The organism is Paenibacillus sp. UMB7766-LJ446 (genome assembly GCF_030226665.1).
Lineage (GTDB): Bacteria > Bacillota > Bacilli > Paenibacillales > Paenibacillaceae > Paenibacillus > Paenibacillus vandeheii.
Genome location: NZ_JASOYM010000008.1, coordinates 120566 through 135387, shown reverse-complemented (window position 1 = coordinate 135387; position 14822 = coordinate 120566). Strand labels below are relative to the sequence as shown.

The window sequence follows — 14822 nt, the reverse complement described above, 5'->3', positions numbered from 1 at the left end:
TTTATTTCCCGATATGCTGATCAATGATCGCCTGTGCCTGCTGTGCTGCTTCTTCAGGAGAAGTGCCGCTCAGTACAGCCTGAATGGAGTTCGTCACCGCTTTCTGATTATCTCCATTCAGGATGGTGAACCGTGGCTGGAACACGGTCTTTTTGCTCGCCCAATCTCCGGCAACCTGAAGCTCGGGTGTATCGTACTTTACATCGTTCACTGTCACGTTCTGTCCTGTCTGGTTGGCATATTGGCCAGCCACTTCCGGACTGCTCAGGAATTCGAGGAACTTCTTCGCTTCTTCCGGGTGTTTGGACTTGCTATTCACCGCGAGCATGAATGTAGTGGTGTGCACCCCTTCATATTTCGCCTGATCGGCACTTACGGTAATCGGTGCGAGCAATTTTTGCTCCAAATTCGGATTTTGCAGCTTGTTCTGTGCCAACTGATACGATCCGCTTGCCAGTATCGCCGCTTTCTCTTGGATGAAGAGTGCTCCCGCTGCCGGGTCTTTCGTTCCCAGTGCATCCTGCTGGAAGTAACCTTTGTCGTTCAGTTCTTTAATTTGAGTCAATGTTTTCACCCAAAACTCATCCGTCAGTTTTGCTTCGCCAGCTTCCACTTTGGTAAAAATGTCGTCACTCGGCGCATTGTTCATCACCATCGTATTCATGAATTGGCCCGGACCAATATCCGCTCCAGCAAATGCAATCGGAATAATGCCGTTGTCTTTCAGTGTCTGACAAAGCGCTAGAAAACCTTCCCAATCCGTCGGCGGGGTCAGTCCGTATTTTTCAAACAGCTTCACATTGTAGATTGGATCGTTGTATACGAGTTGATAAGGAATTGCATATTGTTTGCCATCGTGCTGGCCTGCTTCAATCAGCTTTGGATTGTAGGCTGACAGAAACGACGATCCAGTCAAATCCGTAAACAATCCGGCTTTGGTGAAGGCTTCGAACTGTGCACCAGGGAAGGAAGCAAATACATCCCCAACCGAACCGTCACTGATTTTGGATTGTACAGTGGATTGATATTGGTCCGAAGGAAGAGTTTGCATTTCTACATGGATGTTCGGGTTTTCCTTTTCAAACGCATCAATCGTCTTGTTCAGCGCCTCCACATCCTCTCCACGCCAGTGCATGAAGCTGATTGTTACTTTGCCTGAACCGGAGGAGCCGCCCTCTCCTGATGAAGCAGTATCCCCGCCGCCGCAAGCAGACAACAGGATGGACATCACCAGCATACTGACGAGGGGCAGGATATATTTTTGTTTTTTTCTCATGAAAGAAGACCTCCTGAAGATATTTGATGTAAGTTAAACGACTAAATTTACACTGAACACTACGTATTTATAACAATCTTCCAATCGCTGTTACCCCCGGATTTCTTCAATTCTATTAAAGGAGAAATCCGGGGATAGCGTATGCTTCCGATGTAGCTTTCTTTCAGAAAGCTTTCAGGCGAACGCTTCGCTTCTTCAGATCGGTTCTACTCTCTCCGTTAAAGTGTAAAAAAAGGGTTAACTCACTTAATTGGTAGTAACTGAATGCTGTTTTTGTCTTGTTTTCCACTTCTCACGAATGATCGGCATAACCGTCCGTCCAAAAATTTCGGCTTCTTCCAGATGCGGATATCCCGAAAGGATAAATGTGGTCACTCCCAAATCTCCATATTCCATCAACCGTTCTGCAACCTGTTCGGCTGTACCCACAATGAGGATCGCTCCGCCGGAACGCACAACAGACAAACCTGTCCACAGGTTTGGACCTACGACGAACTGCTGCTTCTCGGACAGTTCCCGCAGCTCATTTTGCCTGCGTTGATTGGTTGCATCCGTCTCCGCGAAGGCAGCTTTGGCTTTCTCGATTGCTTCAGGTGGGACTTTGCTTATAATCTCCCAAGCCGCCGCCCATGCCTCTTCTTCCGTATCCCGGATGAGTACCTGTGCTCGCATGCCGTAACGCAACTGGCGATCTTGTCCGGTTTCCTCTTTGATCTGTTCACGAATGACTTCAATTTCTTCAATCTGCTCCTGAATCCAGTCATGCGGCTCGCCCCACATGAGGAATGTATCTGCATGTTCAACAGCTACCCGTTTTGCAATCCGTGAACTTCCTCCGAGGTAGAATGGCGGATACGGCTTTTGCACCGTTTCAGGCATACCTACCGGGGCTTTGAAATTGTAATATTTACCGTTAAACTCCTGATTATCATCGGATGCTTCCTGATTCGCCTGAGCACCACTTCCAGCAAACTCGGTCAGATTGAGGCCGGTCGATTGCGTCCATGAACGCTTCATCACTTCCATGTACTCACTCGCGCGTTCATAACGTTCATCATGGGCATGAGCCAGTGGATCTCCCAGTTCCTCCAGATCCCGAACCGAGCTGCCTGTCACTACATTGATCATGGCACGACCACCAGACAGTTGATCCAGTGCCGCTCCCATTCGTGCAGCCAATACAGGGGTGACCAGACCTGGGCGAATAGCCACAAGCGGACGCAATGTTTTCGTGTGACTCATGACAGCCGAACCCACAACCCACGCATCGAGACAAGCTCCTCCTGTCGGAATCAATACAAATTCAAAACCTGCCGTCTCCGCCGTCTGCGCCACTTGAACTAAATAATCTAGGCTCGGTTCCCGTTCCGGGGCAACCCCCACATATTTCCCGTCTCCTGCTGTAGGCAAAAACCAGCCAAATTTCATCTCTTCCTGTTCGCTCACACAAGTCATTCCCTTCTATGAATAAATAAAGTCTCATGTTAAAAATAAGACCAGTGTTGTGCACATTGGCCGTTCCGGTTACGAATCGTTCTTTCGATCACTGTTATAAAGGCAAACATTGCGTTTCTTCAGAATCGATTTCGTACCCTCCACTACGTTCGCACTCGTTAAACCTTATTTTTAAAGTGCGCCTAATTTCTAATCATTTTATAAGTGCGAATACTTCCAAATGCCGATTAATTAACTTGGTTTAATAGGTATGGACATCATATCAATTGATTTGTCTGTGATCAATGTCATTTCGCGGCAATTTTATTTTGTCATTTTGTGGTGAATTCACAGGAATAAGTCTTTCTCATCTTGAATATTTACAAAACCCACCTGTATAATAGGTTATAAGAGAAACTTTCAGAGATTACAAACTATACTTATATTAAAGAGGTGTTCCTGATGATCGAGAGCATGAAGGAGGACCACCACGAGTTTTTGGATATTATTTTTTTTACTCCGTCCGAATTCGAGAAAGCCGGTGGAGCTTGGCCGATTCGAATCGGCCGTAATATAGCCAAGAGCAACTATCATATTGGCCCGCGAACGACGCCTTTTCATTATTTGATCTTTGTTCTGGAGGGCGAGGGAACATTCATACAGAACGGACATCGTTATTCCCTGCGTGCCCGTGATGCTTTCTGCCTGTATCCACAGGTTACCCATGAGTACTGGTCTGATCCGAAGGAGTCTTTGCACAAAATTTTCATTGCCTTTGACGGAAAACATGCAGCCGAACTTCTGGCACGAATCGGGCTTACCCCGGACGCGCCGCATCGTTCCGGTGTACTCACCCCGGAGACGGCAAGTGGCATGCGCGCCTTTATGGAAGAGGTTCGCAAACCTCAGGGAGGCGCAAGCGACCTGGGACGACTGACCCGTTTTCTCGGATTGTTTGATCGAATTGCCAAATCGCCCGCTACCCGAGTGCTTCAACCAGACTCTGCCACCCCATGGTTGCAAAAGGGCAAAGAGTACATGGATATTCACTTTGCTGGCGGCATTACTGTGGAAGGTGTATCTGCACACGCTGGCGTGGATCGGACCCATTTTGCCAAACAATTCCGCAAAGCTTATGGTCTGTCTCCTGTCCAGTATATTCAACGTCTCAAAATGAATCAGGCCAAACGGCTGCTTGTGCAGACCCCTTTAACGTTAACTGAAGTAGCGCACTCGGTAGGTTACCCCGACCTGTTTTCCTTCTCCAAAGCATTCAAAAAGCAGGTCGGTCTGCCTCCCAACCGATATCGAACAGCCGAGAACAACAAAAGCTGATTTGTCGCCAATCGCCCGCTACTGAAAGCTACCTAAAACTACCCAAAGCAAAAAGGCAAGCCTCCTTGACGGAGACCTGCCTTTTCCCATTTACAATTCACAACGATCTTCCTGTTAACCACATGCCTATGCATATGCTCCTGCTACTTCTTCTCCTCGCTCTTTCGAGCCAGCGGAATGCCGTTTTCCTTCGCATACCATGCTTCATAATGATGCACAGCGACACCAGCAAAAGAGGAATGAGAAGCGCCAAGATCAAACACCTTCTTCATTTCTTCGTCCATATTGGTGATGGATTTGCTGAAAAAGGTTAGATGATCGCCTTCATGCGTGTCTGCCAGCTCGGCTCCAACCCAAACTTTCTTGCCAAGCTCATCCGCTTCGTCCAGCTCTTCCTTGGACAGATCATACATCTGTTGACCACTATCACGATAAGCCATAATGGCTACTGCATCAAAATGGTCGATCACCCAGCGGCTGAATGTATCTCCGCCTTCTGCCGACTCACGATCATCCAGCCAGAAAGGGATCGCGGCGCTCATGTGCAGTCCGGCATCAGATCCGGCTTGGGTCCAGGCCTTCATGTTGTCGCTCCACTCCGCAATCACGCTGTTCTGCTCGTTCTCCCAGCGTTTTAGCTGATAAGGCTCCACATCCAGCTGAATGCCCTCAAAGCGTTCATTTTTGGCCGAAGCCGCATTATAGGCTCGTACTTTTTCAATAAACGCAAGTCCCTCTTCCCGCTTCTCCGTATAAGCCCAGTCTGCATGACCGTTCAGAGCATGCACTTCGATCTCAGCCTGCCGGGCAGCCGCAATGAATTTGCGGTACGTCTCATCCGAAACCTCGTCCTGGATTTGCAGGAAAATGGTATCTACGCCCTGTGCTTTGGAGAAGGAGATAATCTCGGGCGTCTGCTCTGCAATAATGGAAGCGTCCCACAGCCAGGTCGCTTTGTGTTCCTCATGTGAGAACCATTTGAGTAGCCAGGGCAGAAGCAGCAGGCAGAACAGCAGGGCCAGAATGGCCCATTTTGCCTTCACCGACAGTTTGCCCCACTTGTTCATTATATTCCTCAGACGAGCAACGCTTCACTTGGCTCAAGCACAGGGTGCTGTACCGAATGACCAATCTTGTAAATGTGCGGATGTGTGTACGTTTTGAACGCATTACGTGTATCCAGAATCGGCACACCCATCTCGGCAATATCAAAGTAAGGCAAATCGCTGTGGTTGGTGATCAGCACGATGCAATCGTACTTCTTGAACTGCTCAAGGTTGAACACTTCGCTATATACCGTCTCTCCATGCTTGTCCAGGAACGATTCAGCATGTGGATCATAATAGCTGACATTGGCTCCACCTTCCTTGAACAGTTCATAGACTTCCAGTCCAGGAGATTCACGCAAATCGGCAATATTCGGCTTGTACGACATACCGAGCAACAGAATGTTGGATTTACGTACGGATTTCGCGTACTCATTCAGGATCGTAGATGTTTTGTTCAGTACATAATATGGCATGTTGTCATTGGTGGATTGTGCCAGCTCGATGAATTTGCTGTAGAAACGGAATCCTTTGGCCTTCCAGGACAAGTACATCGGGTCAAGCGGAATGCAGTGACCGCCGATGCCAGGGCCCGGATAGAATGGCATGAAGCCAAACGGCTTCGTCGCAGCTGCGTCGATAACTTCCCAGATATCGATGCCCATACGATCACACATCATCGCCATTTCATTAACAAAGGCAATGTTTACGCTGCGGAACGTATTTTCCAGCAGTTTGGACATTTCAGCCACTTTTGGCGAAGATACAGGTACAACCGTTTCAACGTATTTGCTGTACAATGCTGTTCCCAGCTTGAGGCAAGCTTCCGTTGTTCCACCGATTACTTTCGGTGTATTAAAGGTAGTGAATCGTCCGTTGGACGGGTCTACACGTTCAGGCGAGAAGCACAGGAAGTAATCTTTTCCTGCTTCTTGTCCGATCTTGTCCAGCTCATCCTGAATCAGTTCTTCGGTTGTACCTGGATAAGTGGTGCTCTCCAGCGTAATCAGCATACCTGGTTTCATGTGCAGTTTGATCTGATCCACAACCGTCTCGATATAAGACGTATCCGGGTCCTGGTTTTCACTAAGCGGTGTAGGTACGCAGATGCTCAGTGCGTCGATCACGCGCAGCATGCTGTAGTCCGTTGTTGGCTGGAAGCGGCCGCTTTGCATTACTTTTTTCAATTCCTCGGACGAAATGTCGTGAATATAGGAATCTCCCTGATAGATGCTCTCCACTTTGGATGCATCCAGATCAATTCCGATTACCGTGAAACCCTGATTAACCATTTCCACCGCAAGTGGTAACCCTACGTAACCGAGCCCGACCACGCCGAGCACCGCTTCTTTATTTTCAATCGCATTCAGTAATGTGTGGAATTGTTGATTCTCCATGATATTCCCTCCAAAGTGTATTTGTTTGGTTGATTGACGAATCCATTTGATAGATGTTTGTCTGTAAATGTTCTTATTTGTTTTGATCGAGATTAACAGGCTACTGTCTCTCCTGGTTGTGCTGGTGATTGCGTCTAATGCAGGCAACGCCTGATTCGGGCATCCAGCTCCACAGGTGAGAACGGTTTGGTCATATAATCATCGACCCCGCTGCGGAAGCATTGGCTGATCGTCTGTTCTACACGCTGCTCCGTCAAAACGACGATTTTGGGCGGCTGCTCCACATCAAGGTTCTGGATATGTTGAATGAACGGCAGGCCATCAATGCCATACAGATTCAATTCGGTCAGCACCAGATCGGGCGTGATTTTCTCAATCAGCTCCAATGCAGCCAGCCCATCCACCGCTTCATAGGTTTCATACCCTTGCATCTTCAGCCGCAATTGCAGAAACTCGCGTACCGTCGGATCGTTGTCCACAATCAAAATTCGTTCCGGCTCGTCTGCCGTCTTGTCCAGCGTGTAGATATGAATCTCCGACGGGTCTACCAGCTTCGCGGACTCAGCCATATGTTGAATGGTTGCCTTGGAAGGACGCTCACCTGCCGGGAAACTTGCCAGCGTGATTTGCGGATCGGCACCAGGTACCGTCTCCTGCAGTTCATGCTTGATGCGAAGCCCCTCATAATGAACCTCATCCAGTGTCAACCCTGGCAGCAGGACAGCTATCGCCTGTGTGGCTCCATCCACCCACACCTGAAACGCAGACTCACCGGTCTGCTCCAGATGTGTCCTGACCTGCTGCTCCGGCTGAGACTGCCCTGCACAATGGATGAACATTAAGCCGCATGTTTCGGCACCCGTTTCCTTCAATCCCTGTTCTACACTGCGGTACACATTAACGGCAGCCTCACGCTGCAATGTCGCCGTATTTGGCATGTTCTTTTCCACCCTTCTCCCTCGGTTATCTATATTGTTTCTGCTGTATTACTTTGATTACGCTGTGCTTAGGCCGCCTCGCTTGTTTTCTCTTCCTCGGACCAGCTCTGGCGTGTCATGGTACCCCATGAATTGTTTTTTTGCATGAACTGAATGTGCCCCTGCAATCTCCACAGCACGCCAAGCTGATGATAGCCGACGAATTTCAGAGCGGAGTAGAACAGCATTTTGACCAGATCGGACAGCTTGTTATACCGCTTGAATGCAATTTCCTCGAGCACAAGAGCTCCCACACTGAGCAGATAACCACTCACAATGTTGAGCGATCCAAAGAGCACAAGTATCGGCCACTGGGTCATATCCATTAGTACATATCCCGTGAGAGCGAGAAGTCCGGTAATACGGAAATACGGATTCAGCGCTTCAAAAAGGATGTTGTACGGCATGGTCAGCATGCCCATGACTTTATATTTCGGGTTGAACAACATGCCGCGGTTCTCAAGCATGTTCTTCAGATTTCCGCGTCCCCAGCGCTTGCGCTGACTGGACAAGATCCGGTAGGAATCCGGCGCCTGTGTCCAGCACACGGCCTCAGGGCAGAAGGCTACGCGGTATTTCAATTTGTTCTCCAGCATATAACGGTGAAGCTTGATGATAATGTTCATGTCTTCACCCGGATAACCGTCCCGGTATCCCCCAACGGCGATAACCGCATCCTTGCGGAACATACCGAAGGCACCTGAGACGATAATCAGACCATTCATGTGACTCCAGCCGATCCGTCCGCCGAGAAAAGCTTTGAGATACTCGATGGACTGGAACATCGGCCAAATCTTACGAGGCAGTGAAACGTCCTGCACTGCCCCGTTTTCGATTTTGCAGCCGTTAGCTATCCGTACATCCCCGCCAATAGCAACCGTCTCTTCCGGATTCTCCATATACATGCGAGCCATGCGAATCAGGGCATCCTTCTCCAGCAAAGAGTCGGCATCAATCGAAGAGATCAGCGGGTAATGAGACAGGTTGATTCCAGCATTGAGGGAATCGGCCTTCCCGCCGTTTTCCTTATCAATGACATACAGGTCCGGGAATTCCGGATTGTGGTAGATCCCGCGTATTTTCTGACAGGAAATCTTGCCCCGGATCTTCGTGTTCGGTACTGGCTTAAGTCGATATTCTTCCAGCAACACCTTTAAGGTGGTATCGCTGGAGCCATCATTCACCACGATGACCTCATATGTTGGATAATTCAGCGTCATCAGGCAGTTCACATTTTCAATAATCGTCAGTTCCTCGTTGTATGCAGGCACCAGCAAGGAAACCGATGGTACGAGTTCCGAGCCCGATAACGTATTGTATTTGGAATAGTGCGACCGCCTGAAGATCGTCCAAATATTGCGGAATGATAAGGCCAGAATGGAAAAATAGAGCGTATTTACAGCAACGACATAGTAGATTGCGACCATGCCATAGATTAATAGTAGATCTCTAAGCAGTGTAATCCCCTCCTACCGCAGCCACACCTGTACGTTTCTTGCTTATTGTCCGGTTCCCGCGTACGGGACCGAAGTACCGATCATACAGCAGCCTTTTTTTGTTATGTGCAATCATCTGGTCAACGGCTTTGTGGTCTGTTCCTGAGTGCTGCATCGTGCTCTCAATCTGTTGCATGGCAATCTCTCTTTCAGCACCTGTACCCTGCACGGCGGCCTGACACAAGGCTTCAAATCCCGGTTCGCCCAACTTGCTCAGGCTCTCTGCACTGTTATAGCGTACACCCCAGTCTTCGTCACGCAGCGCTTTGCGCAGCAGTGGAATGCTGCCTGCCGCATGTTTCGAACCGAGCGCCAGAACCACTTCGGCACGCACCTCCGGGTCCGAATCCTGCATAAGCTTCAGAATGGTCTCGTCCTGAAGTGCCGGACTTGCGCTGAGATACAGCTTCACCGCTTCTGCCCGTACATCCTGATGTTCTGCACCTACGAGTCTGTCGAGTGCTGGCATCACTTCCGGTACAGCCTGTCCCCACATCGCTACAAGTCCCACTTTGACAAAGTCAGGATTGCGGTCTTCCAGCAATTCAATGAGAATTCGGCTTGTATCCAGACTGGTTTCGAGCAAAATATCTGCTGCCAGATGATGAATCGATTTTCCTTTGGTTAACAGCAGCGCGAGCATGTCTTTCAGTTCACCCTGGCGGGTGGTACATCTTGCGATCGAACGACCAATCATAATCGCCATCGGACCCGGCTTCTCATCCTTAAGCAATTCCATCAAACCTGGAACAGCCTCTGGACAACGCATGCCGCCCAATCGATAAGCCGCATCAATTTGGCGTCCGTAACGAATGCGGCTCAGTTCCTTCAGATCTTGCTCTACAAATCCAGCTTCACGGCAGAGTACAATCAATTTGTTGCGATACTCTCCCTTGAACTGATCAATCCATTCAATAAGCTTGCTCTGAATGACCCGGCGCTCGAGCCGAGCCAGCTTCCCAGGTGGCAATCGCAGCGGACTGTCCTCTGTCAGCGCCGTCTGGAGATACGTAAAGTAATCACGCTGTTTTAATTTATAAAATTCAATCTTGCGCCGTTTGCCGTTGTGGGACATTTTCATGGCAAACAGCAGGATCACCCCCACAACGACGAGCGCTGTACAGATGTATAGAAATAGATAAGCCAAAGCCAAATTCGGAAACATGTGAAAAGGTCCTCCTTTATACTCATTTATTCGGTCTGAAAACTTGGAATTTGTTCATACCGTTTCTGCATTTCCTCGTAGCTCAGTTTCAGTCGCTCACTGTACTGTACTTGCTCCCATGGCTGCCAGCTGTATACAGGCAATGTCTTCACATCCAGTACCTTCTGTTCACCACCGGGCCAAGAGATATCTCCAGTAGAACGATCCATTAGCCACGGAACCAGAGTGACGCCCTTGACTGCGACCGTTTCGAATTCCCGTCCACCCTTCAGCGCACCATACTTGATCGCTTGCAGTGAACTTGGGTCACCGAATCCAAGCAGCATCCAGGGAATACGCATCTCAACCTGATTACCGTTATATTGCCAGGCGGTTAACGAATCGGTATCGGACTGATCCGGAGCTGTCGTTCCCCGCTTCAATGTACCCACTGTTTCATTCATGAACGGTTGGGCAGATCGGGTATCCGGTGGGGTCATCCGCAGGCTGACCGCCAGATTCCATGGATGGAATGGATCTGCTGCATTCTTTTGCTCTTCCGGCAGCATCCCGTAACCGTCCTTGCCATAAAGCCGCTGGTTAAAGTCATAGTCTTTGGCGATCTCCACTTGCGATTCAGCATCCTGTCCCAGTGTGATCACCGTTTCAAGACCATCACTGAGTGTTCGATCCGGAAGCCTCGTACCTGGCTGATTTCCACCATCCAGTGTATTCGTTCCAATGCGCAGCAAGGTCTGATCCGGGTCAAAAGGCTGATCCAGCGTCATGCCGATGTACAGGTATGCTTCATCATGAGTCATCTTCATTTCCTTGATGCCATCGACCTTGCCTTGCCAGACGGTGACCTCTTCCTTCTTCAGCGCATTCCAGTCATCCAGTTTACCGTCTATGGTTAGCTGTTCCTGTTTACCAGGGTCCATGGCGAGCAGACCAAACATTTTCTCATTCGTCAGCACGTTCAACCAGTAGGCACGCCGATCAGCTGGAATTTCCAACGGCATTGTGTTCCAGGTTTTCTTGAACCACTCATCCTGCCACATGAACAAAATCGCTCCCGCATACCCTTCGTCATAAATATCCTGAGTCAGCGATGCGTCGATTTCTCCTTGCTCCACCTCGTTATGTCCGCCCTGATCCCGGCCTCCCATACCCAGATGGGAAATTCCCAGCGAAGACGGTACACCGTACTCTGTAACCATTACAGGCATATCGGAAAACTCGGCTTTGAGCTTGCGTAGATAACTTTTGTACGTGTTGTACTCGCCGTTCTCGTCCTTGATGGTCTGAAGTGTCTGGTCCGTGTGGAACAAATCCGGGTAATAAGGGTACACATGGTATGCTGCAAAATATCCACCCTGCCACTCTTCCGGTTGAATATGGCGTGCATCTACACTGACCAGATCCTCCTCGAATAGCGGCTCGCCCGGATGATCCAACACGTCAGTAGTTACCCAGTTGGTGAAGGTCATCGGATGCTCCCATCCGTATTTCTTCTCCAATACAGCGGTATAGTCCAGCAGCTCGGCCAGCCAATTTTCAAACGGAGATGCATCCTGCGTCCCCGAAAAATGAACGCCCTTATACTGCGGCACATCGGGATGGCTCTCATTCGTGTTGTTCACCATCGAAGGGTCCCACTCGGTACCCACATGCCAAGCCATCAGGTATTTCCCGGCATTCGTCTTGTATTTACCGCTTGACTCGCCCGGTTTATCGGGAATGTCCGCATCGCCATATACAGCGGATACCGCCTTTTCAATCTCCTGCTTGAACGTCTGCTCAATAGAGTCAGCATAGGCATCCTGCTTCTCAATCAGTTCTTCTTCCGGCGACCATATGCCCTGTATAAAATATAACGGTTGCTCCCTGCCGCGATTATAATCAACCAATGCTGTGTAAAAAATCGGCTCATGCACCGTATACACCCGGATCACATTGGCTCCAAGATCCTCAATCTGCTGGAACCACCTCAAGTAATCCTCTTTGGTCAACGGAAATTCGCCCGGGTAATGTCCCGGTGATGTTGCGCCCAGGTTTACCCCTTTGACGAACATCTCCCGCCATGTGCCATCGGGTCCATATTCCATGAACCGGTCTCCATCGGTTCTGAATTTCATCTCCGTACCGTTCTCCGCTGTGTACGTAACCAGTTGAGGTTGCATGTAGTGCCAGCCGGCAAATATTCCTCCCGTCACTACGGCCGCTCCGGTCAACATCGTCAACAACCAGCGCTTACGTCTTCGTCTGCTCATGGTTCTTACTTGCTCACCTCTCTAGTATGCATCCTGCTTCAGTTCAGATCTTGAATGACATGAAGGTATGCGGGGAATCCCGCTTCGGATGTCCGCTTTGGGTAGAGATGTCAGCGGTGTGTTCTCACTATAGCTCTAAGTCTCTGCATTTGTAACTAGGCTGATGGAAGCAAACGTAAACTGCAACATTCTGCCCATAATTCGTAAAAAGCACCATCAACTAGCATCCAGGTGACCTTCCGGCCCTTATCCTCCATGAACACGAATATAGGCTACTTTAACCGTCCGTTTGAGGTTCTTCCAGCCTTGCACATCTCTACCCGTTATTGTTATATGCAACGCGGATTGTGAGATCTGTTTCCGCTTGAACGCTTACCCCATTAAACGCTAATGATATTTTAAAGTTGCGGACATTTTTACAGTATTAACCATAAAGATTACAAAATTGATACTATAGTCCGATAACGTATCCTTGAAAACCCGCGCCCTATCAAGGTTTTCTGAAAAGTGCAGAAAATGAAAAAAGGACATCAGTCCCCCCTTATAGGACTGTGCCCATTTATATTACTTTTACATAAAGCTGTATGAACACCCGGTCATCACCCGGAAGTCACGGATCTCTTACACGAAATGTAAAAAAATACATCTTATTTCCTAAATTTTGACTCTATTAGGTCCGTTCAATAATTGTGTCCAATTTGCAAAATAATTCCGGTTGCCGCATCTGACATTGTCAGATATGCTTATAAAACAGGAACACTTGTTCCATACTGTAAGTAAACTGTAAAATAACGTTGGCTGAATGAGTTCCATCGTTGTACAGAAGTAGCCGATTTATGAGTAAAAGGAGAGAAGTACTATGCCCCGCAAAGACGGACGTGTCATTATGCTGGCCGATTGCCAGTCGTTTTATGCCAGTGTAGAGAAGTCTGCACATCCCGAATACAGAGACCGTCCGCTTGTTGTTGCGGGAGATCCTGCACGCCGTTCGGGTATTATTCTGGCAGCCTGCCCACTCGCCAAGTCCTATGGAATTACTACAGCAGAACGGCTGGGTGAGGCTCTCGCCAAATGCCCCGATGTTGTCGTCATTCGTCCCCGGATGGCTGAATATATTCGTGTTTCCCTACACATTACCCGTATCCTTCAGTCCTATACCGATCTGGTTGAACCGTATAGTATTGATGAGCAGTTTCTCGATGTCACCGGAAGTTTGGATCTGTTCGGCAGCCCTGAAACCATTGCCCGCAGCATTCAGGACAGGGTCATGGAAGAGACTGGCGTCTATATCCGCGTTGGCATCAGCGACACCAAGGTTGTTAGCAAGATGGCCTGTGACCTGTATGCCAAAAAAGTCCCGGGAGGTATCTATACACTGCCCCGCAAGGACATGCAGAAAACGCTGTGGAATAAACCTGTTCGAGACATGTTTATGGTCGGTTCCCGAATGGCGCAGCATCTCTACAAGATGGGGGTTCATACGATCGGTGATCTGGCGCAGACTCCGTTGTCCCGGCTGAGAGAGCGTTGGGGGGTAAACGGTGAGGTATTGTGGCGTATTGCCCGTGGGATCGATGATTCTCCGGTCAAACCCGGGACATATGCTCACCAGCAGCAGGGCATTGGACATCAGATGACATTGCCTCGGGACTATGAATCGTGGGCAGACATCAAGGTGGTACTGCTTGAACTGGCAGAGCTGGTCAGCCGGCGTTCCCGGGACAAATCGCTCATGGGTAATGTCGTCTCTGTAGGATGTCGGGGGCAGGATTATGATCGTCCAACCGGCTTCTCCCGCCAGATGAAGGTGAATGAACCTACCAACATCACCGATGAAGTATACGATGCGGCAGCTGCTCTGTTTCTGCGCCATTGGGACGGATTACCCATTCGCCGCATCAGCGTGTCATTGACCGGACTCGTGCCCGATTCCGAAGTACAGCTATCCTGGTTCGATGACCGTGAACGTAAAAGAGAACTGGAACGCGCCACGGATGACATCAAGCGCAAGTTCGGAGATACCGCGATTATGCGGGCCTCCTCGCTCTGCTCGTCCGCACAGGCACAGGACCGTTCTCATAAAATTGGAGGTCACTATAAATGAGTAAAAAATTGCAGCAAAACGGAATCTTTGAGTCCTCGCGCATGATGCTTCCCGAACACCGGGAGGCCTATATCATTCATCAGGAGCAGCTCGCTCCCCGTACCCGTCCATCCCTGGATGCCCAGGCAGCGGAAGAAATGTCCCGTTTGCTTAGTAACTCGATGGTGCTCGGGGATGCTGTCACCATCACCCTGTTCCATGAACATGATGATATCCGCTTTACCGGACAGGTGCTCCGATTGGACTCCCCTGCCCGTACCCTTAAGCTGCTGATGGAGAGCGGGACCCGGGACATTCAGATGAATCTCATTTCAGATGTGGTACTCGCGAATGAATGATG

Annotated in this window: 11 protein-coding genes; 3 read left to right on the top strand and 8 right to left on the bottom strand. The window is 49.4% G+C overall.

All coding sequences use genetic code 11. From position 1 onward, the window contains the following. Position 1: 1 nt before the first annotated feature. Positions 2-1276, bottom strand: a complete 1275-nt coding sequence (locus QP794_RS20030) for an ABC transporter substrate-binding protein (RefSeq protein WP_285078609.1) — start codon at positions 1274-1276, stop codon at positions 2-4. Positions 1277-1522: 246 nt separating this feature from the next. Beyond that, a complete protein-coding gene (locus tag QP794_RS20025) occupies positions 1523-2731 on the bottom strand; it encodes an LLM class flavin-dependent oxidoreductase (RefSeq protein WP_285078608.1) in 1209 nt (402 codons plus the stop codon). 441 nt (positions 2732-3172) lie between these two features. Here QP794_RS20025 and QP794_RS20020 point away from each other — a divergent pair, with 441 nt between their 5' ends. Then, positions 3173-4045 carry a helix-turn-helix transcriptional regulator gene (locus QP794_RS20020; protein ID WP_079349527.1) on the top strand — a complete coding sequence of 291 codons (873 nt, stop codon included), beginning with the start codon at positions 3173-3175 and terminating at the stop codon, positions 4043-4045. A 143-nt stretch (positions 4046-4188) separates the two neighbouring features. Here the strand turns inward: QP794_RS20020 and QP794_RS20015 are convergent, their stop codons facing one another. From QP794_RS20015 to QP794_RS19990, 6 genes are all read right to left on the bottom strand, one after another. Then, entirely contained in the window at positions 4189-5112 is a 924-nt protein-coding gene (locus QP794_RS20015; RefSeq protein WP_285078607.1) for a hypothetical protein, read from the bottom strand. A gap of 8 nt (positions 5113-5120) precedes the next feature. After that, positions 5121-6488: a nucleotide sugar dehydrogenase gene (locus QP794_RS20010; protein ID WP_024631090.1), complete on the bottom strand. Its 1368-nt coding sequence runs from the start codon at positions 6486-6488 to the stop codon at positions 5121-5123. Positions 6489-6622: 134 nt separating this feature from the next. Next, on the bottom strand, positions 6623-7426 hold the full coding sequence (locus tag QP794_RS20005) for a response regulator transcription factor (RefSeq protein ID WP_079349530.1): 804 nt from the start codon (positions 7424-7426) through the stop codon (positions 6623-6625). A 68-nt stretch (positions 7427-7494) separates the two neighbouring features. Next, positions 7495-8892, bottom strand: coding sequence for a glycosyltransferase family 2 protein (locus tag QP794_RS20000; RefSeq protein ID WP_179132809.1), 1398 nt, complete (start codon positions 8890-8892; stop codon positions 7495-7497). A gap of 22 nt (positions 8893-8914) precedes the next feature. Next, positions 8915-10126 carry a HEAT repeat domain-containing protein gene (locus tag QP794_RS19995; RefSeq protein WP_285078606.1) on the bottom strand — a complete coding sequence of 404 codons (1212 nt, stop codon included), beginning with the start codon at positions 10124-10126 and terminating at the stop codon, positions 8915-8917. A gap of 26 nt (positions 10127-10152) precedes the next feature. Beyond that, on the bottom strand, positions 10153-12378 hold the full coding sequence (locus QP794_RS19990) for a hypothetical protein (RefSeq protein WP_285078605.1): 2226 nt from the start codon (positions 12376-12378) through the stop codon (positions 10153-10155). An 859-nt stretch (positions 12379-13237) separates the two neighbouring features. Here QP794_RS19990 and QP794_RS19985 point away from each other — a divergent pair. Both QP794_RS19985 and QP794_RS19980 read left to right on the top strand, forming a co-directional pair. Beyond that, positions 13238-14482, top strand: coding sequence for a DNA polymerase IV (locus tag QP794_RS19985; protein WP_285078604.1), 1245 nt, complete (start codon positions 13238-13240; stop codon positions 14480-14482). Next, a complete protein-coding gene (locus QP794_RS19980; RefSeq protein ID WP_285078603.1) occupies positions 14479-14820 on the top strand; it encodes a YolD-like family protein in 342 nt (113 codons plus the stop codon). Before QP794_RS19985 ends, QP794_RS19980 begins: the two co-directional genes overlap by 4 nt. Positions 14821-14822 lie beyond the last annotated feature (2 nt).